The 21,849-nt window shown below is 37.2% G+C and carries 23 protein-coding genes; 14 read left to right on the top strand and 9 right to left on the bottom strand.

All coding sequences use genetic code 11. The features are described 5' to 3' along the window. The first annotated feature begins 23 nt into the window (after window positions 1–23). Window positions 24–1,172 (top strand): cell division protein ZapE, encoded by a 1,149-nt coding sequence (gene zapE, locus GJV03_RS07230; protein WP_004720770.1) that lies wholly within the window; start codon window positions 24–26, stop codon window positions 1,170–1,172. A gap of 151 nt (window positions 1,173–1,323) precedes the next feature. Here zapE and GJV03_RS07225 read toward each other — a convergent pair whose 3' ends face one another. Continuing rightward, on the bottom strand, window positions 1,324–2,676 hold the full coding sequence (locus GJV03_RS07225) for a potassium transporter TrkG (RefSeq protein ID WP_004720769.1): 1,353 nt from the start codon (window positions 2,674–2,676) through the stop codon (window positions 1,324–1,326). 8 nt (window positions 2,677–2,684) lie between these two features. Then, complete coding sequence (locus GJV03_RS07220) at window positions 2,685–3,335, bottom strand: TrkA family potassium uptake protein (RefSeq protein WP_004720766.1); 651 nt, start codon at window positions 3,333–3,335, stop codon at window positions 2,685–2,687. Window positions 3,336–3,580: 245 nt separating this feature from the next. On the opposite strand from GJV03_RS07220, the gene GJV03_RS07215 reads away from it, so the two are divergent. Beyond that, window positions 3,581–4,126: a hypothetical protein gene (locus tag GJV03_RS07215; protein WP_154129763.1), complete on the top strand. Its 546-nt coding sequence runs from the start codon at window positions 3,581–3,583 to the stop codon at window positions 4,124–4,126. A gap of 48 nt (window positions 4,127–4,174) precedes the next feature. Then, on the top strand, window positions 4,175–4,675 hold the full coding sequence (locus tag GJV03_RS07210) for a hypothetical protein (RefSeq protein WP_154129754.1): 501 nt from the start codon (window positions 4,175–4,177) through the stop codon (window positions 4,673–4,675). A 563-nt stretch (window positions 4,676–5,238) separates the two neighbouring features. Here GJV03_RS07210 and ilvA read toward each other — a convergent pair. After that, window positions 5,239–6,777, bottom strand: a complete 1,539-nt coding sequence (gene ilvA / locus GJV03_RS07205; RefSeq protein ID WP_004821288.1) for a threonine ammonia-lyase, biosynthetic — start codon at window positions 6,775–6,777, stop codon at window positions 5,239–5,241. A 115-nt stretch (window positions 6,778–6,892) separates the two neighbouring features. Between ilvA and rpiA the strand changes: the two genes are divergently transcribed. The 5 genes from rpiA to GJV03_RS07180 all read left to right on the top strand — a co-directional run bounded on the left by rpiA (window position 6,893) and on the right by GJV03_RS07180 (window position 9,678). Next, on the top strand, window positions 6,893–7,564 hold the full coding sequence (rpiA, locus tag GJV03_RS07200) for a ribose-5-phosphate isomerase RpiA (RefSeq protein WP_035372052.1): 672 nt from the start codon (window positions 6,893–6,895) through the stop codon (window positions 7,562–7,564). A 96-nt stretch (window positions 7,565–7,660) separates the two neighbouring features. Continuing rightward, window positions 7,661–8,332, top strand: coding sequence for a YgjP-like metallopeptidase domain-containing protein (locus GJV03_RS07195; protein ID WP_056510895.1), 672 nt, complete (start codon window positions 7,661–7,663; stop codon window positions 8,330–8,332). Between the two features lie 52 nt (window positions 8,333–8,384). Further along, window positions 8,385–8,741 carry a VOC family protein gene (locus GJV03_RS07190; RefSeq protein ID WP_154129753.1) on the top strand — a complete coding sequence of 119 codons (357 nt, stop codon included), beginning with the start codon at window positions 8,385–8,387 and terminating at the stop codon, window positions 8,739–8,741. 28 nt (window positions 8,742–8,769) lie between these two features. Then, a complete protein-coding gene (locus GJV03_RS07185) occupies window positions 8,770–9,192 on the top strand; it encodes a VOC family protein (protein WP_154129752.1) in 423 nt (140 codons plus the stop codon). A gap of 54 nt (window positions 9,193–9,246) precedes the next feature. Next, window positions 9,247–9,678, top strand: coding sequence for a GNAT family N-acetyltransferase (locus GJV03_RS07180; protein ID WP_154129751.1), 432 nt, complete (start codon window positions 9,247–9,249; stop codon window positions 9,676–9,678). Here the strand turns inward: GJV03_RS07180 and GJV03_RS07175 are convergent. Both GJV03_RS07175 and GJV03_RS07170 read right to left on the bottom strand, forming a co-directional pair. Then, a complete protein-coding gene (locus tag GJV03_RS07175) occupies window positions 9,668–10,489 on the bottom strand; it encodes an alpha/beta fold hydrolase (protein ID WP_154129750.1) in 822 nt (273 codons plus the stop codon). The genes GJV03_RS07180 and GJV03_RS07175 overlap by 11 nt on opposite strands. 3 nt (window positions 10,490–10,492) lie before the next feature. Beyond that, the gene (locus GJV03_RS07170) at window positions 10,493–11,245 is read right to left on the bottom strand and encodes a hypothetical protein (protein ID WP_154129749.1); all 753 of its coding nucleotides are present in this window, start codon (window positions 11,243–11,245) and stop codon (window positions 10,493–10,495) included. Window positions 11,246–11,693: 448 nt separating this feature from the next. On the opposite strand from GJV03_RS07170, the gene GJV03_RS07165 reads away from it, so the two are divergent. The 5 genes from GJV03_RS07165 (at window position 11,694) to clpA (ending at window position 17,523) form a co-directional block, all read left to right on the top strand. Then, entirely contained in the window at window positions 11,694–12,800 is a 1,107-nt protein-coding gene (locus tag GJV03_RS07165) for a GGDEF domain-containing protein (protein ID WP_154129762.1), read from the top strand. A gap of 114 nt (window positions 12,801–12,914) precedes the next feature. Beyond that, window positions 12,915–13,964 (top strand): N-acetyl-gamma-glutamyl-phosphate reductase, encoded by a 1,050-nt coding sequence (argC, locus tag GJV03_RS07160; RefSeq protein WP_004720740.1) that lies wholly within the window; start codon window positions 12,915–12,917, stop codon window positions 13,962–13,964. An 82-nt stretch (window positions 13,965–14,046) separates the two neighbouring features. Next, window positions 14,047–14,790 carry a DUF6776 family protein gene (locus GJV03_RS07155; protein WP_004720739.1) on the top strand — a complete coding sequence of 248 codons (744 nt, stop codon included), beginning with the start codon at window positions 14,047–14,049 and terminating at the stop codon, window positions 14,788–14,790. A gap of 21 nt (window positions 14,791–14,811) precedes the next feature. Continuing rightward, window positions 14,812–15,237 carry an ATP-dependent Clp protease adapter ClpS gene (clpS, locus tag GJV03_RS07150; RefSeq protein WP_004720737.1) on the top strand — a complete coding sequence of 142 codons (426 nt, stop codon included), beginning with the start codon at window positions 14,812–14,814 and terminating at the stop codon, window positions 15,235–15,237. 9 nt (window positions 15,238–15,246) lie between these two features. Further along, window positions 15,247–17,523: an ATP-dependent Clp protease ATP-binding subunit ClpA gene (clpA, locus tag GJV03_RS07145; RefSeq protein ID WP_004720735.1), complete on the top strand. Its 2,277-nt coding sequence runs from the start codon at window positions 15,247–15,249 to the stop codon at window positions 17,521–17,523. A 59-nt stretch (window positions 17,524–17,582) separates the two neighbouring features. On the opposite strand, the gene GJV03_RS07140 is transcribed toward clpA, so the two are convergent. Further along, window positions 17,583–18,491, bottom strand: a complete 909-nt coding sequence (locus GJV03_RS07140; RefSeq protein ID WP_151957525.1) for an alpha/beta hydrolase — start codon at window positions 18,489–18,491, stop codon at window positions 17,583–17,585. Window positions 18,492–18,708: 217 nt separating this feature from the next. On the opposite strand from GJV03_RS07140, the gene GJV03_RS07135 reads away from it, so the two are divergent. Beyond that, window positions 18,709–19,062, top strand: coding sequence for a YnfA family protein (locus GJV03_RS07135; RefSeq protein ID WP_004720731.1), 354 nt, complete (start codon window positions 18,709–18,711; stop codon window positions 19,060–19,062). Window positions 19,063–19,075: 13 nt separating this feature from the next. Here GJV03_RS07135 and GJV03_RS07130 read toward each other — a convergent pair whose 3' ends face one another. From GJV03_RS07130 to trmA, 3 genes are all read right to left on the bottom strand, one after another. Further along, on the bottom strand, window positions 19,076–20,143 hold the full coding sequence (locus GJV03_RS07130) for a hypothetical protein (protein ID WP_151957524.1): 1,068 nt from the start codon (window positions 20,141–20,143) through the stop codon (window positions 19,076–19,078). A gap of 134 nt (window positions 20,144–20,277) precedes the next feature. Then, window positions 20,278–20,508: a hypothetical protein gene (locus GJV03_RS07125; RefSeq protein WP_004720727.1), complete on the bottom strand. Its 231-nt coding sequence runs from the start codon at window positions 20,506–20,508 to the stop codon at window positions 20,278–20,280. 242 nt (window positions 20,509–20,750) lie between these two features. Then, window positions 20,751–21,833 (bottom strand): tRNA (uridine(54)-C5)-methyltransferase TrmA, encoded by a 1,083-nt coding sequence (gene trmA / locus GJV03_RS07120; RefSeq protein WP_151957523.1) that lies wholly within the window; start codon window positions 21,831–21,833, stop codon window positions 20,751–20,753. Window positions 21,834–21,849 lie beyond the last annotated feature (16 nt).

Genomic DNA, 21,849 nt, shown 5'->3' with positions numbered 1-21,849 from the left:
GCCTTTAAAAGTAACAAAATGATATGTTAGATCAGAATACAACTTCAACAGCATTTACTCCCGTATCACCCGCTGAGCGTTATGCAAAAGCATTGTCATCTGGACAGTTTTTACCAGATGATGCTCAGGCTCAAGCAGTACATGAGTTGGAGCGGGTATGGCAAGAATTGATCAATCGTTATAAAGCATCGAAAAAAGCTTTTCGTCGTTTCCGCCGTCAAACTGCACCGAGAGGTGTATATATGTGGGGTGGTGTAGGGCGTGGAAAGACATGGCTCATGGATCAATTTTACGATTCGATTCCTTTTCGCCGTAAAACCCGTATGCATTTCCATCACTTTATGCAATTTGTGCATAAAGAGTTAAACAAGCTTTCTGGACAGCGTAATCCTTTAGATATCGTTGCAGATCAAATTTATAAAGAAGCTGTGGTGATTTGTTTTGATGAGTTCTTTGTATCGAATGTAACCGATGCAATGATTCTCAGTGATTTATTCCAAAAATTATTTACCCGTGGCATTACCTTGATTGCCACATCAAATATTGCCCCAGATGGTTTATATAAAAATGGAATCCATCGTGATCGTTTTATTCCAACGATTGAAATGGTAAAAAAACATTGTGTGGTATTGAATGTTGATGCGGGTGTTGACTATCGTTTACGGGTATTAAAACAAGCGCAATTGTTTAAATCGCCACTGACAGATGACAATAAAGTCTGGATGGCAAAGCGTTTTAATGCATTAACCACATCGCAGACAGTGTCAGAAGAACCAATTACGATTAATAACCGTGTTGTTGAAACTTTGGGCCATACAGAAGATGTATTGTGGTGTGAGTTTAGAGAACTCTGTATGAAACCGCGTAGTCCATCAGACTTTATTGAAATTGCCAATATCTATAATACCGTTTTGGTGAGTAATGTTCCGCACTTAACTGATTTGCTGTCAGAAGGTACACGTCGTTTTATTTATCTGGTAGATGAGTTTTATGACCGTGGAGTAAAGCTGTTACTAACATCTCAAGACTCGATTATTGAGATTTATGACGGAGAGAAGCTGGCTTTCGAAATTGAACGTACACGTTCTCGTTTACTCGAAATGCAATCAGATGAATATTTACAGTCAGAGCATCGTTTGATTAAAGGCAATAGTGAGTTAGAAGTAGAATAATCATCCTTAGAAAGATGTAAAAAAAGCGATCTTATCATTGATAAGATCGCTTTTTTTATGAGGGGGATACTGTCATCAGTATGCATTAAGATTAAACAAACTTATAAAACCAAAGCTGTTTTAGTTGTATTCGCTTGATGACTAAAAACAATTAACCCACCTGAATTTCAGTATTTGGGTGACGAACACGACTTTTATTCGGTGTAGCAATCAAATAAGCCAGTGTTAGTGGTCCTAAGCGTCCAGCAAACATTAGACAAATTAAAGCGATTTGGCTGCCAGCATGTAAATTTTCAGTGATTCCGCGTGATAAGCCGACAGTACAAGCCGCAGAAACGGCTTCAAATAATAAGTCTAAAAACTTTTTATCAGGCTCAAGGATCAGTAGGGTAAAAAAGCCAATCAGGATCAGCAGTGAAGTAATTGAAATGACCGCCATTGCCTTAAAGGTCGCTTGATGAGAAACAGAATGCCCAAAAATGGTAATTTCATCTGAACGTTTTAAGAAAGTAATGACACTTAAAATCATGATAATAAATGTGCCAACTTTAATTCCACCAGCGGTACTTAAAGAACCGCCACCAATAAACATCAATACCATGGTAATTAAGGTTGATGCATTGGTCATACTGCTGACTTCCAAGCTGTTAAAACCTGATGAACGAGGTACGGTAGCATGGAACCACGCGTTTAAAGCTTGGTCACCAACAGACATTGGAGCCAATGTTAAAGGATTGGATGCTTCGATTGCCCAAATAACAATAAAGGCAAAAAGGTTTAAGCCCGCAATTGTAGACAGAATTAACTTACTATTGGTGGAGAGTTTCTTCCAACGCTTGGCTCTTTTAATATCCATCAACACAACAAAACCAATCCCACCGATGATATACAGCATACTGATGGTAAATGTCACCATATACTGGTCAGAGAAGCTCATTAAGCTATTGGGGAATAAAGAAAACCCACCATTATTAAAAGCAGAAATACTATAAAAAAGCGCATAAAAAAATGCATGTTCAAGGTCATAGTGATGTGACCATGCCATGGTTAGAATCCCTGTACCAATCGCTTCAAAGAACAAGGAGTAAAGAAAAACCCCTTTTACAGTAAAGGTCGCTTTGGCCAAACTGGTTTGACCAATGGTTTCTTGTGCCATGACTTGCTGCCGAATACCAACTTTTGAGGAAAGACTCAAAGCAGCTAAGATCGCAAATGTCATAAAACCTAAGCCACCGCATTGGATCAGTATCATCACCACAACTTGACCGAAGGTAGTTAAGGAGTCTCCAATATTAACGACAGACAGCCCAGTGATGGTTACAGCAGACGTGGCAGTAAACAGGGCCTCTAGCCATGTCAAATTGCCTTGATTAGCAAAAGGAAGTTTAAGTAACAATGTTCCGATGATAATAAAGCTTAAAAAACCTAAAGCAAGTAAGCTCGGTGGGCTGAGATTAATACTATTGTGTTTTTTGTTGATTAGTTCTTTTTTAGATAAACGCATAGTTATGACTATAAGAAACGAATCGAAAATTGTCTTAACATTTCTACAGGTCCTTCAAGGATTAAAATATCCTTTTCCTGTAAAATCGTCCCCGGTGCAATATCATACAGTACATGCGAGCCGCGTTGTAATAACAAGGTTGTAAGTTCGGGGGTATTTTCCATGACCGTTTGAAATTGTGCGCCTTGTAAATTTGCACCTATTTCAATTTTGACGATATAGCGATCATTATTTAACGCCATATAACGTCTCACCATTGGATAACTGAGTGATTGTGCAACACGAATCCCCATGTCTTCTTCAGGGTGAATGATTTTTGTAATGCCTAAATGAGACAAAATCATATGATGCGATTTAGATTTGGCTTTTACAAAGATTTTTTCGATACCCAAATTTTTTAAATGCAGTACGCATAGAATACTGGCTTCAATATCTTCACCAATGGCAACCACTACGGCATCACAATTTTTGATATTCAGTTCATCTAACACATGTTCATCGGTAGCATCTGCAATAACTGCATGACTGATTTTATCTGCAATGTTTTCTACATTTTTCTTTAATGTATCAATACCTATTACATCGTGATTTAAGTTGGTGAGTTCTAGTGCAACTGCTTCACCAAAACTGCCTAAACCGATGACAGCGAATTGCGCCATTCTACAAAGTCCTTATCCCGACACTGATTTTGTGTTGGTATGATCATATTCAATTTTTATATATTTTATCTTTAAAGTATTGCAACGCCAATCTACAAACTGAGAATAAAAAGCGATAAATGTAAATAAAACCAGATTTATGTCATAAAAACTTAAAATTGATCCGATATCATTGCTTTGAAATTTAAAAATGCAAAGCCAAGATTGGGCTTTCGATCCAAGAATAAAAAATGGATGATAAAAAAATGGACGATAAGAAAATTTTTAAAATTCTCCAACATTGGTTCCCAGCGTTGGAGCAAAGAGACATTCCTAAAAAGAAACATCGTAAACGTTTTGTCGAGTTTCTCAATTGGATCGAAGCTGAAAAGTTTGGTGGGCGATTTCGTGGATATTTAATGAAAATTGATCGTATGCAATTTCATGAAAATGAGATTGAGCGTTGTGCGGTTTTTCATGAATATGCAGTAGATAGCTTGGGAATTCAAACTCAAATTCGTGAAAGAGCGAAGCCTTTATTTGATCATTATGAAGTACACAAAGATGTTATTGGACGCTATTACAATGTTCAAGATCAAGTTTATGATGTTGTTTTGGAAGAAATATTAAAACAGGCCAGACAACATGATCACGAACTGTTGCTGATTTATGCTGAAGATTATTATTGGTTGATCGTACCGAATCATGAATATAAAATTGAAAAGTTCTGCAAGTGTTTTAATAAACAATTTCACGATGAAGATGTCAGTATAGAACATTACGCATTATTTGATTGTTCAAGATCGACTTAGCTTTTTGCAATTAATTCAACATATTAATAATAAAATAGAGAGATATCCATGTCACAGAAAATATATTCATTGCTTCAACATTTAATTCCCGAGCTAAATGCACAAAAAATTCCTCAAGATACTAAATTTTATAGTTTTAGTGAATGGCTGAATCAACAGCATGATTTCCTGCATTATATTGAATTAAAAGAATATTATGACAATGGAGTTGAAGATGATTTCTACTTTAACCAGCACAATATTGATACTGAGCAATTGCAAAATGAGATTGAAGTTGCAATAGCTGAAATATTTGATCAATACGATGAAGAAGATGATGAGGTCTCATTTGATGATCAAATGGACGCAATGCAACAAACAGAAGAAATCATTTTCGATAAAATTAAACAGGTTGCAAATCAGTATCAGCTTTTTTTATTGGTTATATATCGTGAAAATCCGTATTGGATGCTTGTACCTACACAAGATGAGCAACAATTAAATCAAATTGTGGATGCTTTTAATGACGCATTTAATGATGATGGTGATTTAAATATGGCGGTTTATTAAGTTAACTTTTTCGAATTGTTTTGATGAAGCACATCATTTGATGTGCTTCATGCTATTTATCTTATAAACTTTTTAAATTCTGTTCAGTCTATATCTTACTTTAAAACGTGGGTCTTGGAAGAAGAAATAAAATCCCATTGTGAGTAATGTACTGAATAAAAGCACTACAAAAATGGATAGATCGAGTTGATTGAAATTGTGATTTAGTAAATATGATCTCGCCAATGATATAAGCCCGCCTAAGATGAACACGTAGCTTAGGGTAGATATGTACGGTGCTTTAGGTGCAAGACGTAGCATAAGATATTGAGGGATTGAAATTAAAAACAACATACTAAGCAAAGCGAATAAAGTCATGATAGAAAAGACTTTAGAAGGGGTATAGCCAAACATAAATACCAAGGTATTTATCAGTAGATAGGCTGCAAGAGGAATAAAAATAAACTTTGTCCATGTTTTCATTATTTTGACCTGTTTAAAGTTTTGCTCATTATACATGAGTCACATTTTATAAAAAATAGCCCATAAAAAATTTATAGGCTATTTCGATTTTGAAGCTATTTCTATTTTAAGAAACGTTGATAACCTAAGTTATTGGTAATTTCTTGATATGGGTAATTGATATTTTCCAAAGTCTCAATCAGTCCATCTGGATTCTGTACAGCATCTTCTGCATCCAAGCCAACCAAAACACGTCCTTCTGCTGCACCGTGATTACGATAATGGAATAGGCTAATGTTATGGGTTGGACCAAGGCGCTCCAAGAATGTTAATAAAGCGCCTGGGCGTTCTGGAAACTCAACACGGAACAAACGTTCATTGGCAATATCGGCATGACCCCCAATCAAATAACGGATATGCAATTTTGCAACTTCATCATCCGATAAATCATCGACATCATAATGTAATTTCATGGCTTCATAGATGTCATGGCGTTCTTTTTCACCAGCCTTTAAGCTAATACCGACAAAGACTTGAGCTGCAGATGCGTCACTGGCACGGTAGTTAAACTCAGTGATATTACGGCCTTGCAAAGCACGACAGAAATTCAGGAAAGAACCTTTTTCTTCTGGAATGGTCACTGCAAAAATGGCTTCTTTACGTTCACCGAGTTCGGTACGTTCAGCAATATAACGTAAACGGTCAAAGTTCATGTTGGCACCGCAAACAATTGACACCATGTTTTTGCCTTCAAGACCATGTGCAGCGACGTACTTTTTGATACCTGCAAGTGCCATAGCACCTGATGGTTCAACAATACTACGACATTCATCATAAGTGTCTTTGATTGCCGTACAGATTTCATCTGTATTGACCAGTACCACATCACGTTCAACAATTGGACCTGAGTTATCAGATTTTTGTAGTTGAATCACTTCAAATGGCTTTTCACCGATTTGAGCAACAGCTGTACCATCTGCAAATAATCCTACAGAAGGGAGTATTACACGTTGATTGGCTTCAAATGCAGCTTTTAAACATGCAGATTCATCATATTCGACAGGAATAACTTTGACATGCGGGGCAACATCACCAAGATATGCCGCTACACCTGCAATTAAACCACCACCGCCCACAGCAACAAATACGTATTCAACATCACGCCATTGACGCAATATTTCATTGGCAATTGTACCTTGGCCGGCCATAACCAGTTCATCATCATAAGGCGGAATAAAGGTTAAACCTTCGTCATTTGCACGTTGAATGGCATATTTGTTAGCAACATCAAATGAGTCGCCGTGAAGCACAACATCACCACCCAAACGTTTTACTGCTTGAACTTTAATATCAGGGGTGGTTTTTGGCATCACAATAATGGCGCGAATACCTAACTTTTGACCAGATAAAGCCACGCCCTGAGCATGGTTACCTGCTGAAGCAGTAATAACGCCACGTTCCAACTGAGATTTCGGTAATTGACTAATACGGTTATACGCACCGCGTAGTTTGAAGGAAAAGACAGGTTGTAAATCTTCGCGTTTAAAGCGAATGTTATTGTTTAGTTTTTCACTAATTCGTGGCGCTGCTTCGAGTGGGGTTTCGATTGCAACGTCATACACCGTTGCCTGTAATATTTGTCGAACCAAACGAGACAGCATGTTAATTTTCCATCTAACAGTTTAAAATGAGCGCTCATTGTAACAAACCGTTGTACCTTTGCGTTTTAAAATTATGCAAAATGTGCAGGAAATTGAAATTTTATTGAGAGATGTCATGAGCCTTTATGCAACCCAGGACGAGAAAAAACAAGCTGCAGCCCAAGCCGCTTTAAAACACTTACCAAGAGGGGGCATTTTGGGAGTCGGTACTGGTAGTACAGTGAACTTCTTAATTGAATTATTACCTCAGTTACAACTTGAAGCAGCCGTAGCCAGTTCAGAAGCAACAGCTCAACGTCTTAAGAAATTAGGCATTGAAGTGGTTGATATGAACCATGTTGGTGGTTTAGATGCTTATGTAGATGGTGCTGATGAAATTGACCGTCATTTACATATGATTAAAGGCGGTGGTGCTGCACTCACACGTGAAAAAATCGTGGCATCTATTGCGAAAAAGTTTGTATGTATTGTTGATGACTCGAAATGGGTCGATCAATTAGGCCGTGAATTTCCATTGCCTATCGAAGTGATTCCTATGGCACGTTCAGCCGTTGCACGTAAAATCGTATCTTTAGGCGGTGACCCAGTTTATCGTGAAGGTGTGGTAACGGATAACGGTAATGTCATTCTAGATGTCTATAACTTAAATATTTTGAATGCATTAGAGGTCGAAAAAACTATTAACGATATTCCTGGTGTGGTGTGTAATGGTATTTTTGCGATCAATAAAGCTGATGTTGCTGTAGTTGCCACCAATCATGGTATTGAAGAGCGTACCGCAGGATAAGAAAAATTTCCCCTAACTTCTGCTTGAGTAAAGACAAGGCTTTTCCTTGCTTTGTAAAGAAAGGTTGGGGGAGATTCTAAAAATAAGCGTATTAAGATGGCAAATCTTCCTGAAATAAAGATCACACATCATGCACGGGCAACACGCTTACGTTTACGTGTTGAACCGACGCAGATTCGCTTAACTGTGCCTAAGTATTGTACCCAACGTCAAATTCAGCATTTTTTACACGAGTCTGAACAATGGATGATTGAGACATGGCATAAACAGCAGGAAAAAATACAGCAGGTTGATCAGATATTACCGACAAGCTTGCAACTGTTTAATTTAAAACTGCCCCTAGAAATTATTTATAAAACTCAAAAAAATAGCTATATTTTAGATGAGCAAAAGCATCAGTTATTTGTCAGCGAGCGTCAGCCGGAAAGCTATTTAAAAGCTTTTGTGATTGCTTATGCAAAGCATTATTTACCGATTTATTTAAAGCAAGTCAGTGATGAAACCCATTTAAAGTTTGGACAGTGTGCTGTTCGACACCCGAAAACGCGTTGGGGAAGTTGTACAGCCCGTCATGATATTATGCTCAATAGTGCCTTAGTTTTATGTGATCAACGAATTACCCGTTATGTCTGTGTACATGAATTGGCACATACCAAACATTTTGATCATAGCGCTGCTTTTTGGTCTGAAGTTGAAAAGCATGATCAACACTATCAGCAGCATCGTAAAGTTTTAAAAAGTAGTGTAATGCCTTGGTGGTGGGCGTAATAAAATAAGTAAATTTCTAGATTGCATTAAAATAAAAAATGAGGAAAAGCGTATGACTGTAAAAAGAATCATAAGTAATATTAAAGCTTTAGATTTAGCCAGTGCCCAAGCTTTTTATGGTGATTTTTTAGCGATGGACTTGGTGATGGATCATGGCTGGATCAAAACATTTGCCAGTCAGGAAATCATGCATCCACAAATCAGTATTGCTTCGGAAGGGGGAAATAATACAGATGTACCCGATTTTTCAATCGAAGTTGACAATGTGGATGAACTTTATGAAAAAGCCAAAAAATTAGATTTAGACATTCTCTATCCCTTAACCAATGAAGACTGGGGTGTTAGGCGATTCTATGTCAAAGATCCATTTGGAAAGGTTGTAAATGTTTTACAACATATTGAATATTAAAAATTAATGAATTAAGTAGGATTTTTAAATGCAGTGGAATAAATTGGTTCCAGAATTGATCGTCACCGATTTGAAGAGAAGTTATCAGTTTTGGGTGGAAATACTGGGTTTTTCTGTAATGTATCAACGGACTGAAGAAAAATTTATCTATGTGGAACTTGATGGTGTTCAGTTTATGTTAGAGCAACAGCAACAAGGGCAATGGTTAACAGGAGTGTTGGCCTATCCATTGGGAAGAGGGATTAACTTTCAGTTCGAAGTAGACCAACTCGACAGTATTTTAAATCGTTTGGATGTCGCACAATGGCCGCTGTTTGCAGCGTTAGAAGAACGTTGGTACCGTGCAGAAACTATAGAGCATGGACAAAAGCAATTTTTAGTTCAAGATCCAGATGGTTATTTATTACGAATTGTTGAGGTGATTGGGGAAAGAGCAATAACACTAGATTAAATAAGGCTGGCTTAAATAAGCTAAGGTTATAGGGACTTTAATGGAGGTACAGCGATGCACATCAGATCTTTTCAAAATCATGACCGAGCACCATTGAGTGAACTTTTTTTAAATACCAGAAAATTAAGTTGGCCGTGGTTGGATTCTTCGAAATGGGGGCTGAGTGATTTTGAAAAATACACTGAAAATGAAATGATTTTAGTGGCTGAAAAAGACCAAGAATATTTGGGATTTACATCTATTTACCTGCAAGAGAACTTTTTACATCATCTATTTATTGCCCCAAATGCTCAAAATCAAGGTGTAGGAGCAGCATTGCTACACGCAGCAGAACAATTGTTTACGGGTACAGGCTATCTCAAATGTTTATCAGAAAATAAACAAGCTTTGTCTTTTTATTTAGGTCATGGCTGGAAAGCAATCAGCACTGGAGTAAGTGAAGAAGGTGGATATATATTGATGTCAAAAGCAAAACTTATTCAGTAAAACCATCGATCCATTCCCGAATTGTTTCGACGACTTCATCAGGCTGTTTAATCCATGCACTATGTTGATTGCCTTTGCTTTTATGGGTTAAATCCAGCGTGTTTATTTGTGGTTTTTTAAAATAACCACTTAGGCCAAGCATTGAAGACATTGGTGCAAAATCATCGCCATTTAAATAGACAAATAAGGCAGCGTTATTCACCACGTTTTCTTGCCCAATAATATGTGCATAATTTCCTGTAAAGATAACTTTAGACCAATCACGCATTAAGGATTTTGTCTCTTTATTCCCAAAAGCAATTTTATAGCCTGCAAAATAACCATCTTTTAAAATCATGGCATTGATTACCATGACTGCTTTTAAAATATTGATTTTACCTTTTAAGTCCCAATTTTTTAAACCGATATTGCCTGTGGCAACACCAATGACTTTATTTGCATGATTTTGTGCATAAAGTGTTGCTAAATGTCCACCTAAACTATGTCCAAATAAGATTGGAACTTGTTGGTTCAGTTCTAAGGCTAGCTTTTCCAGTTGAGGAATAAAGTCATTGAGTAAATCAGCATAACCATAATCAATCTTTGCTGAAACAGGCGGAGTATTACGCCCACAATGAGGATAATCAGCCACAATAACATTCAAGCCACTTTGGCTTAAAGCGATAATGAGCACCTCGTATTTACTGATTGCTATGCCTAGCGCAGCCAGCAAAATAATACTATGGCTGTTTTCAGGGTTTGAATAAATATCGACTACAATTGGATATTGCCCAAAATTAATATTCTTTTGGGTAAAAGAGGTGTTTTTCATGATTTAGTCCTTAAAAATATTCATTTGAATCATGCTTGAAAGTCCGAGTTTATGCATTAAAGCAGTCCGTGATTGAGGGTTTCTCTTTGCTTCAATTGAGATAAGTTTACGCATTTCTGAATTAAAATGTACCCGTGGATATTGGGTTAAAATTCGGTTTTTAAAACTTTTTGAAAATAAGCTGAGATCAGTCCCAATTACATCACAGGAAGTGGCTTTTTGCAGTAATAGCACTTCTTTAGAAAGACTGTGATCACTTTCATCTAAACTGCCATTCATATGTAAACAAATCGCATTTGAAATATTAACCATTTTGTCTTCGGGATAATGGTGTTTGCTACAGAGGGTTTCAGCTCTTAAGGCACTTTCAAAGCTAAAACATTGACATGCATATTGATCCAAATGATTAACCAGTCCTAAATCATGCATCAAAAATGAAATAACAAGACTCTCTTGATCAAATTGCCATTGTTTGGTGTGGGCGATAGCAATAGCCCAAAAATAGCTCCACCAAGAATGATTGATGATCGCTTGAGAGGCTGTTTGTTCTAATTCGTCCATCGCTTCTTTGACAATTGCTGTGTCAGGAATCTGAAAACTATCCAATGTAAATGAAGTTGAATCATGATTCGCCTTTCGAAATGTTTTGCCATAGTTCAGTGTGGCAGGAATGAGGACTTGTTTTATAAGCTGAGTTTTCTCTTTAAAGCTAAGTTTTCCATTACTTGTATTCATCCACGTTCGTGATCCAATCATGACCAATACGTCCTTTTGTTAATTTTAGAGTAATTACTCTAAATTATTATGCATAGATCATTGAGCAAGACAAGACAGTTTTCTTTGAATTTGTTTGAATAGTCTTTTATGCCAAAACAAGATTTAAAATGAAAAGGTTTGTTTTTATCATTTTTTAGAGGTTTAATTTGATGGTTTTATAGGCGATGTCATTAAATTACATGTTTACTTGTGTATTTATCATCATCAATTTTAAGTGATGGTATAATGCCTTAAAAGTATTTCTTAATAAAAGCAGTTAAATTACAAAATAGTCTGATTATTTTAAGCATAAGTTGGGAGTGAATTAAAAAATACTCTAAACTTGGCGACTTGCCAATATTTCCTATTTCTTATCATAAAGATATCAGACGTGAATTTTGCAGATACTCATTACTTTATTTTGATTGTACCGGTCTGCCTGATATTAATGGGCAGTTTACTTTTGATCTGCCATTACTTTTTTAAAGCACCTACTTATTTATTTTGGTTGGGTCTTGGATATATCGTGCCATCTTTTTCTTTAACTGCACAAAGTTTTATGTCTAACCTACAATTAACATTTTCTGCTCCACTTTTAGGTGGTTTATACCTATTTGGCGCGTGGGCCAGTGCATATACTATGGCATTGAGAAAGAATGCTAGTTCACACGCTTTAGTCGCTTTTTTCTTGATCTTTATCACAATATGCTTGTTGGTCTATTATGCTTTTGTTGATGAACAGCTATGGATCCGGATGCTGATTTTAAACCTGAGCATTGCCACAGTTGAATCCTTAGTTTTAGTATCTATTTTTAAAGATGATAAGCAAAGTGATTGGTTAAATAAGCTGGTCGATTATTCCTATCTTTTTATCGTTGTATATACTTTTGTCCGTGTCATTATTATTTTCTTTTTTTTGAAAAATATTGAAGCCAGTATGCTTGTGGATTCTGTATGGTGGTTAATGATGCTTGCTGCCAGTATTATCCTGAGCATGTGGTTTGCGATCGTACTTTTGGGAACATTAGTTCGAGATATTATTTTTAAATTAAATGATGAACGTTGCAGAGATCCATTAACACATTTACTCAATCGTCGTGGATTTTATGACGCAGCTAAAATAAATTTAATCGATTTACCAGAAAAGCAATATTTTTTGTTGATGTGTGATGTCGATCATTTTAAGAAAATTAATGACACCTATGGACATCTGGTGGGTGATCAGATTTTGCAGAGTGTAGGTCGTCTTGTCAGTCAGCATGTCGGTGAAAAGGGCTTAGTGGGGCGTTTTGGTGGTGAAGAGTTTATTGTTTTATTACAAGTTGAAGATCGCGATTATGCCTATAAAATTGCTGAGCGTATGCGGACTGCTATTGAAACTGAGCAATTTTTAACTCAACCCATCTTATTGACAGCCAGCTTTGGTTTAACACAAGTGCGACATCGTAATTTAGCCAGCGGTATAGAAGCTGCTGACAAACTTTTGTATGTCGCCAAACGTAGAGGGCGCAACTGTATTGCGCAAGATGCATCAATCGAACTTATGCGAATTTAACTTTGTCATAATGCTAAAATATCATAAAAACCCAGTAAAATAGTTTAGAAAGCATCAACTTCCTGTCATACTACAGCACTACAAAATGGATACTTTTAAATCGAGGTAAAAAACGTGATTTCAGTGGGTATTGTCGGTGGAACAGGTTATACAGGCGTTGAATTGTTGCGTCTTTTACTACGACATCCAAATGTTCAAGTGAATGTACTGACATCACGTACCGAAGATGGTCGCCGTGTAGATGATATGTTTCCAAGCTTACGTGGACACACCGAGCTTAAATATTCAGATTTAAACATTGATGAATTAAAAAAATGTGATGTTGTGTTTTTTGCGACCCCGCATGGTGTGGCAATGCAACATGCGCAACAACTCTTGGCAGCAAATACCAAAGTTATCGATTTAGCCGCTGATTTTCGCTTGCAGAATTTAGCACAGTTTGAAAAATGGTATGGGATGCAGCACGCTTGTCCAGAAGTACTGAAAGATTCTGTATATGGTTTATCTGAACTTAATCGTGAACAGATTAAAAATGCCAATGTTGTCGGTAATCCTGGCTGTTACCCAACCACTGTACAGTTGGGATTAGCGCCACTTTTTAAGCAAGCTGAAACATTGGTTAAACCAGAAAGTATTATCATTGATGCGAAATCTGGTGTATCAGGTGCGGGGCGTAAAGCTAGTCTAGGCATGATTTATTCAGAAAATGCTGATAATTTTAAAGCCTATGGCGTTGCTGGACATCGTCATCATCCTGAAATTGTAGAAGCATTAGAAAATATTTCAGGTCAAAAAAATGTATTTGATCAGATTCTTTTTGTACCGCATTTAGTTCCGATGATTCGTGGTATGTTCAGTACGATCTATGTTGATTTGACAGAGCAAGGCGCAGCAGCAGATTTACAAAGTATTTATGAAAAATTTTATGCAAATGAAATATTTGTAGATGTAATGCCTGCAAATAGTTCACCAGAAACACGTTCTGTACGTGGTGCAAACCAACTCAGAATTGCACTGTATAAACCGCATCCGAACAAGTTAATTGTTTTGTCTGTTCAAGACAATTTAGTCAAAGGTGCGGCAGGACAGGCTGTACAAAATATGAACTTAATGTTTGGTTTTGCTGAAGATGCTGGTTTACAAGGTATCGGATTATTACCATAAAAAACGCTTTATGGCTTCACACACATATAACTTTGCGGTTAAATGTGTGTTTTGATTCTATCAATAATACTTAGAGATGATGATGCAGAACACAGAAACAAATACCGCGTCACAACCAGCTCAAGCACCGAAAAAGCCTTTTTTAAAAGGGAATATGCCTTTGGTGATCGGTGGGGTTGTATTATGTGCTGGCAGTGTACTTTTAGGTTATACGGTTGGACATCGCCAAGGGCTAACGGTAGTCGGTTTTGATGCAGATGCAGAACAGTTGGTAGAAGTTGTGAAGCAACAAAAAACAACGCTGGCTAATTTAAATAAAAGCTTAAATGCTGCTGTACAGGAACGAGATGTGGCTGTTTCGAACTCTAACGATTTGTTAGAGTCATTGAACAAAGCCAATGCTGAAAAATCACAAGTTGATGTGATGAGTGCGATTTATCGTGAAGTGTTAAAACAACGTGGCGGTTTGAGTTTAACCATTCAAAACTTGGCCGTTAAGCCATTACCAGAAAACGCTTATGAATATCAGCTTGATCTTATTCAAGTTAGTCCAAGACGTGCGACGGGTTCTGTTGAAATTCGTTTGATTAGTGGTACTGAGGTGTTAACAGTGCCAATGGCAGATGCGAATTATAATTTTACTGATTATGAGCGCTTAACTGGACGTTGGACCATGCCTAAGGGCTTTAATCCACAATTTATCGAAATCCGCCTAAATGGTGCCACGCCAGTGGTTAAACGCTTTAGTTGGTCACGTGGGCAAGCTGTAGACAGTGCAGCTGCGTTTGCTGCAGAGGTTCCTCAAGCTGCGGCTAATTCTCAATAAATCATAAGTATTTTGAAAAATATGCGAACTAATAAACGTCAAATGAGTTTAAATGAAGTGAAATCATCATTCCGTGATTCAGGATTTATAGATTGGCACTTGAGTATTCGTATAAGTAATTCAGAAGATCCAAACCATCCAGACCATGATCAAGCAGATGTTGCAGTACAAACTGCGCCACCTGAAGTGAAGCGACCACCGATGTATTCTGTCGTTTTATTGAACGATGATTACACTCCGATGGACTTTGTTATTGAAATTTTACAACAATACTTTGCTTTGAATCTTGACCAAGCCACTCAAGTAATGTTAACAGTACATTATGAAGGAAAAGGTGAAGCTGGTGTTTATCCAAGAGACATTGCGGAGACTAAAGCCAACCAAGTTAATAACTACGCTCGATCTCAAGGTCATCCATTGCTTTGTCAGATTGAGCCAAAAGAATAAGGGGGTTTCATGCTCAGTCGTCAATTAGAAGTTTCACTCCGTTTGGCTGTTAGCATGGCTCGTCAAAAGAGACATGAGTTTCTTACGGTTGAACATTTATTATTGGCTTTACTTGATAACGATTCAGCGGTAAATGCCTTAAAAGCATGCGGTGCTGAAATTATCAGTTTGCGCAAAGAGTTAGAGGAGTATGTAGAACAACATACCCCTAAACTAGGAGAAAACAACGACCAAGCCCCTCATCCAACTGAAAGTTTTGACCGTATCTTACAACGTGCAATTTTCCACGTTCAGTCAAGTGGCGGTGATCGCACAGTAGAGGGTGCAGATGTACTGGTTGCGATGTACTCTGAGCGAGATTCTTTTGCCGTTTATTTGCTAAAACGACATCAAATCAATCGTTTGACTTTAACCCAATATTTGTCACACGGTGCGCGTAAAGAAGAAATTCAAGTTGAAGAAGAATCTGATGATTTAGAAGGTGAATCAAATGCTTCAGCAAATGCTGGACCACTTGAACTTTATACTTTGAATTTGAATATTGAAGCGCAAAAAGGCAAAACTGATCCTTTAATCGGGCGTGAAAAAGAAATTGAACGAACTGCTCAAATTCTTTGCCGTCGCCGTAAAAACAACCCATTGCTTGTGGGTGATCCTGGTGTGGGTAAAACATCGATTGCTGAAGGTCTGGCATGGTTGATTGTGAATGGTAAAGCGCCTAAGCCACTTGCGACTGCTGAAGTGTTTAGTTTAGACATCGGTGCATTGGTTGCGGGTACAAAATACCGTGGTGACTTTGAAAAACGATTGAAACAGCTTCTCAATGCTTTGAAAAAGAAACCAGAAGCAATTTTATTTATCGATGAAATTCATATGATCATTGGTGCTGGCTCAAGTATGGGTAGTACCATGGATGCATCGAATTTAATCAAACCTGCATTGGCGAATGGTAGTTTACGTTGTATTGGTTCAACCACTTTCCAAGAATATCGCCAAGTATTTGAAAAAGATCATGCACTATCACGTCGTTTCCAAAAAATTGATGTGAATGAGCCTTCTATTTCAGAAACAATTGATATTTTGCGTGGTTTGAAAAGCAAGTTTGAAGATTTTCATCATGTTAAATATGAAGATACTGCGCTAGTTTCAGCGGTTGAGTTGTCTGCTAAGTTTATTAATGATCGTTTCTTGCCAGATAAGGCGATTGATGTGATTGATGAAGCTGGTGCACAACGTCGTTTAAAAGCTGAACAAGATGATACTTTGATTACAGTTGAAAATATCGAAGATATTATTTCGAAGATTGCACGTATCCCGCCAAAAACAGTATCTAAAGATGATAAATCGGTACTTGAATATCTAGAGCGTGATCTTAAACGTGTGGTATTTGGTCAAGATGAAGCGATTACAGCCTTGGCTTCTGCGATTAAACTGTCACGTGCAGGTTTGAAAGCGCCAGATAAACCAGTGGGTAGTTTTGTTTTTGCAGGCCCTACGGGCGTTGGTAAAACAGAAGTGACCAAGCAATTGGCAAAATTGTTGGGTGTAGAGCTTGTTCGCTTCGATATGTCTGAATATATGGAACGTCATGCGGTTTCTCGTTTGATTGGTGCGCCTCCAGGTTATGTTGGTTATGATCAAGGTGGTTTACTGACTGACGCGATTCATAAGAATCCGCACTGTGTCTTGTTATTAGATGAAATTGAAAAAGCACATCCAGATGTCTTTAACTTGTTATTGCAAGTCATGGATCATGGTGCTTTAACCGATAACAATGGACGTAAGTCTGATTTCCGTAATGTGATTATTGTATTGACCACCAATATCGGTGCTGAAAGTATTTCTCGTAACAGTATCGGTTTTACTGAGCAAGACAATAGTAATGACAATCAGGAAGCGATGAAACGTGCATTTGCACCAGAGTTCCGCAACCGTTTAGATGGTGTAATTCAGTTTAAAGCATTACCTACCACAGTGATTGAGTCTGTCGTTGATAAATTCTTAACCGAACTTCAAGCGCAGTTAGATGACAAAAAAGTGGTGCTGGAAGTTGATCAATCTGCTCGCGATTGGATGGCTGAGAATGGCTATGATCGTTTAATGGGTGCTCGCCCAATGCAACGTTTGATTCAGGAACATTTGAAGAAACCTCTTGCTGAGATGATTCTATTTGGTGAGCTTGCAGATCATGGTGGTAATGTTGCTGTTTCTGTGAAGAAAGAAAATGGTAAGGCGGTAGGGCTTACATTAGAAGTCTTTGAAGATCAGACTGCTGAACCAGCATAGTTGTGAATGAACTTTAAAATAACCCGCATTGATTGCGGGTTATTTTTTGAATTATAAGCTTATAAAATATCAATTTTCTTTAACCAAGCTAGGAATAATGTGGGCCATTGCATTGTTTCAGTATTGGCTTTGCCTAAGCCCCAACCATGCCCACCATTTTTGAAAAGATGTAATTCATAAGCGATCTTGTGTTGCTGCAAAGCGGTTTGCATATTGAGGCTATTCTGAACAGGTGAAATCGGATCATCTATGGCATGGGCTAAAAAGGTTGGAGGTGTATTCTGTTTGACTTGTAAATTAACAGAAAACAAGATTTGTTTGGCTAAATCATGTTTTGAGCCAAATAAGCTTTTATAAGCATGGGTATGATCAAGCGGCGCTTGCATACTAATGATTGGATAGAGTAGCGCCACAAAATTAGGCTGAGCAGAAATTTGATCAATCGGATCATTTAAATTCGAAAATTGTTGTTGCCATTGTGTCGCAATGATTCCAGCTAAATGTCCACCTGCGGAGAAACCCAGTACACCAATTTTGTCTGGATCAATGTTGAATTGATGTGCATGATAACGAATTATACGCAGGGCTCTTTGGCCATCTTGAAAGGGTGCAAGCAGATTATTGCCATCCTGATTTGGTAAGCGGTAAATTAATTCAAATACGGTAAATCCCTGTTCTTGTAAAAACTGCGCAGTTGGCGTGCTTTCTTTGGCCAATTCCTCTCTGGCATAACCACCACCACTGATGACTAAAACAGCGATGTGATTGCTCTGTTTGGGGGGATATACCCGCAATTGAGGGGAAGTGATATGGCGAATAGCGCCGTGCTTAATTAGCGTATATTGTTCACTGGATGGTGCTAGTGTTGCGCTATTGGGCCACAATGGAAGACTTAGTGTTGCTGCATCTACATTTTGGCTAAGCCATAGGAAAATGAAGGAATTAAACAAGAAATGATTTATTTTCATTCATAAAATCAAAGATTGTAGATGCTGATATTTTATTCTATTTTTAACATAACAAAATGATCAGCATATTTAAATATGTATGTTTTTGTGGATGAGGCAAACAACAACTACAATTTATAGATAAAAGCTTAGCCGTTTTAGTATGCTCAAAATTTTATTGCTTAGCTCGCGTGAAAATCACATATACTTTAGCTTGATGATTATTCTTTGAGTATCAATGGACATTGCATTTACTAAAATTTTAACCACGATTTTATTATTTCTTGTCACAGCTGTTGCAGAAATTTTAGGTTGTTATTTTCCTTATTTAATCCTGAATCAAAATAAAAGCCATTGGTTATGGATACCTACCGTTTTAAGTTTGGCTGTATTTGTCTGGCTATTGACCTTGCATCCTGCTGCTTCAGGGCGTATTTATGCTGCATATGGCGGTATCTATATCTTTAGTGCACTGATGTGGCTGAAATTTGTCGATCAAGTCAGCCTAACTCGCTGGGATTTGTTTGGTGGATGTATTGTAATCATTGGGGCTTTGGTGATTATTCTGCAACCGCAAGGTTTGATTCGTTAAGTCTCCAACAGCATTATCCTGAAGTATCTTGTGTTGTTTCAAGCTGGCTGATCTTACATACTTTGGGAATTGCTTTACGGTATGCAGCATAATCCTGTTTATATTGTTTAAACCATTTCTGATATTCAGGATTTAGCCTTAAATTGGCAAGATTGGGCTCATTTTCAAATGAGGATGGTTCTGTATTGTTCTCATCAGAAAATTCTAATTGTTTTAAGTAGGACAATGCTCGATCCGTTTGACCAAGCAGCGCATAGAATTCAGCGAGGAACTCTTTTTCCCGTTGAGTTTGCTTACGATTCTTATTCACTACAGCTTCAATTTTAGCCTGATTATCACGCAACCATTTTTCAGCAAGTTTCGGGTCTTCACGATTGAGATATTTAAAATATTGTTGAGCTAAAATAATAAAATTTCCTGCATCGAACGCTTGATTGGGATCAGATAAATAGTGAAATAAAGGCTTTTTAAGTATATTGATGAGGCGTTTTTGCTCATTCTGATCACGATGATATTTCTGTAACAGCATCAGCTTGTCACTGAGTACAGCATAATAATTTTTCTCATACTCCTCATTGTCTGGTTGCAACTTCATTAAGGTCTCAAATAGTTGTTCAGCCTTTAGCAAATAGTTTAGACGTGGCGTTGGGTCTATGTTTTTCCGATAATACACCGACATTTGCGCGTAGAATAACCCTAAATTATTGATTGCGATTGTATCTTTAGGATCATGCTTTTTTAACGCAAAATACGCTTGTTCAGTAAGTTCTTGAAAAGGCTGAGAGAGCGTGGTGCAGTGTTGTTCAAGCAAATATTCAGCATATCCAGAAGCCAGAATCGCATAGTTGTGTAAATAGACAGAATCGTTATATTCAATGTCTTTGGCTTTTAATAGTTTTTGCACATTGGGTTGGGCTTTTTGGATTTGAGCCTTAATTTGTGGTTCAAGTTTGGCAAGATTTTTGGTTGCTAATACTTGATCAGTTAAATCTTCTATGGCTTGAATCTCATCATCGTTGATATCTGCATAGCTAATTGAAGCGTTGAGTGATAATAAAAAAATAACAATTTTAATTTTCATTGTTGATTCTGCGTTTATCTATTCTTTGAAATAATTGTATACAAGGCAAGGAGAAACATCAAAAGTTGTTCTATTGGAATTAAAAAAGCATCCAGTAAACTGAATGCTTTTTCTTTCTTAGCGGTCATCCATGACTATTGAATAGGTGGATGCTGTAATTGGTTTAACTCTTTTTTACTGAAACCTCTAGAGATAAGTACCTTTTTAATCCCAGTAATCACATCCTGATCTGTCGCTTTCATCAACGCTGATAAAAGTTGATCATTGGATTTACAAGAGCAATCATTTTCAACACATGCAATTTGATTTTTATGTTCATTTTGCAATGTATCTTCAGCCGTAAACAGCTTTTGCCAAAAACTCATAGAGCCTTCATACACAACCTAACATAGTTCGAAATATAGCCGTTTTTTAATAAAATACAAGATCTGAGCGAAATAGATGGTCGAGTTATAGGCTGATTTTTTCGATGATTTGATATGTTTTAAACGGTTTGTTAAAGGGCCATGTTTTAAATGATTTATAACTTAATGATATATCAATAAATAATTTAAAGAAATAGCTGCCATGCTAATTTACATAGCAGTCTAATCTTGTAATAAATTGTTTAAATTTTTTCGAGAAGAACCCCAGATTCTACATGATGGGTGTAGGGGAATTGATCAAACATCGCAAATTTCACAATTTTATGAGTTTTAAGCAAGATTTTTAAATTGTCGTGTAATGTATCTGGATTGCATGAAATATAAAGAATACGTTGAAAACCTTGCAATAGCATTAACGTATCGTCATCAATCCCTGCACGTGGTGGATCAACAAAAACTGTATCAAACTCATAGCCCTGAATGTCTATTTCTGCTTCTTGTAAACGACGGAATTCACGTTCTCCGTTATAGGCCTGAGTAAATTCTTCTGCTGAAAGGCGTGCAACTTGAATATTGTCGATCTGATTCTGTTGAATATTCCACTGTGCCGCATAGACCGAAGATTTCGCTAATTCAGTTGCCAAAACACGGTTAAAACTCAAGGATAAGGGAAGGGTAAAGTTACCATTACCACAGTACAATTCGAGTAGGTCTTTATTTTCGCCCTCTACTGACTGACAAGCCCATTGCAACATTTTTTGGCAAACTTGTGCATTGGGTTGAGTAAAGCTACTTTCAATTTGCTTATATTGAAATTTACGCTCAAAGACTTGTAATTCTTCAACAACAAATTCATCGGTTAAGACAACTTTTTGTCCGCGACTGCGACCAATGATTTTAACATTCAGCTTATCAGCCAATTGTTTTGCTAAAACTTCCCATTCTTCACTCAGTGGCGCACGGTAAATCAATGAAACCAGCATTTCGCCCTTGAGCGTTGCTAGAAAATGCACTTCAAAAAGCCGTTTTGATAAGACTGAATTGGCTTTTAGCTCAGCCAATAAAACTGGCATGAGCTGATTTATACTTTGATCTGCAATCGGAAATTCATCGATACGAGCAACGGTTTTCTGTTGATTTTCATCTCGTTCAAACATGGCATAGAACATATCATCGTCAGTATGCCAAATTCTGAATTCTGCACGCATACGGAAGTTTTGTTCAGGTGAAGCAAATATTTCTAATGAAGGTGGATTAAATTCTGCGAATTGAGTTTGGATACGTTCAATTTTGGCATCAAGCTGTTGTTGATAAGATGAAGTCATATAAATCAGAAAAACG

This window comes from Acinetobacter sp. RIT698 (genome assembly GCF_009668065.1).
GTDB classification, from domain to species: Bacteria; Pseudomonadota; Gammaproteobacteria; order Pseudomonadales; family Moraxellaceae; genus Acinetobacter; species Acinetobacter guillouiae.
The sequence above is the reverse complement of the archived record's forward strand: the minus strand, read 5'-3'. Positions and strand labels throughout refer to the sequence as shown.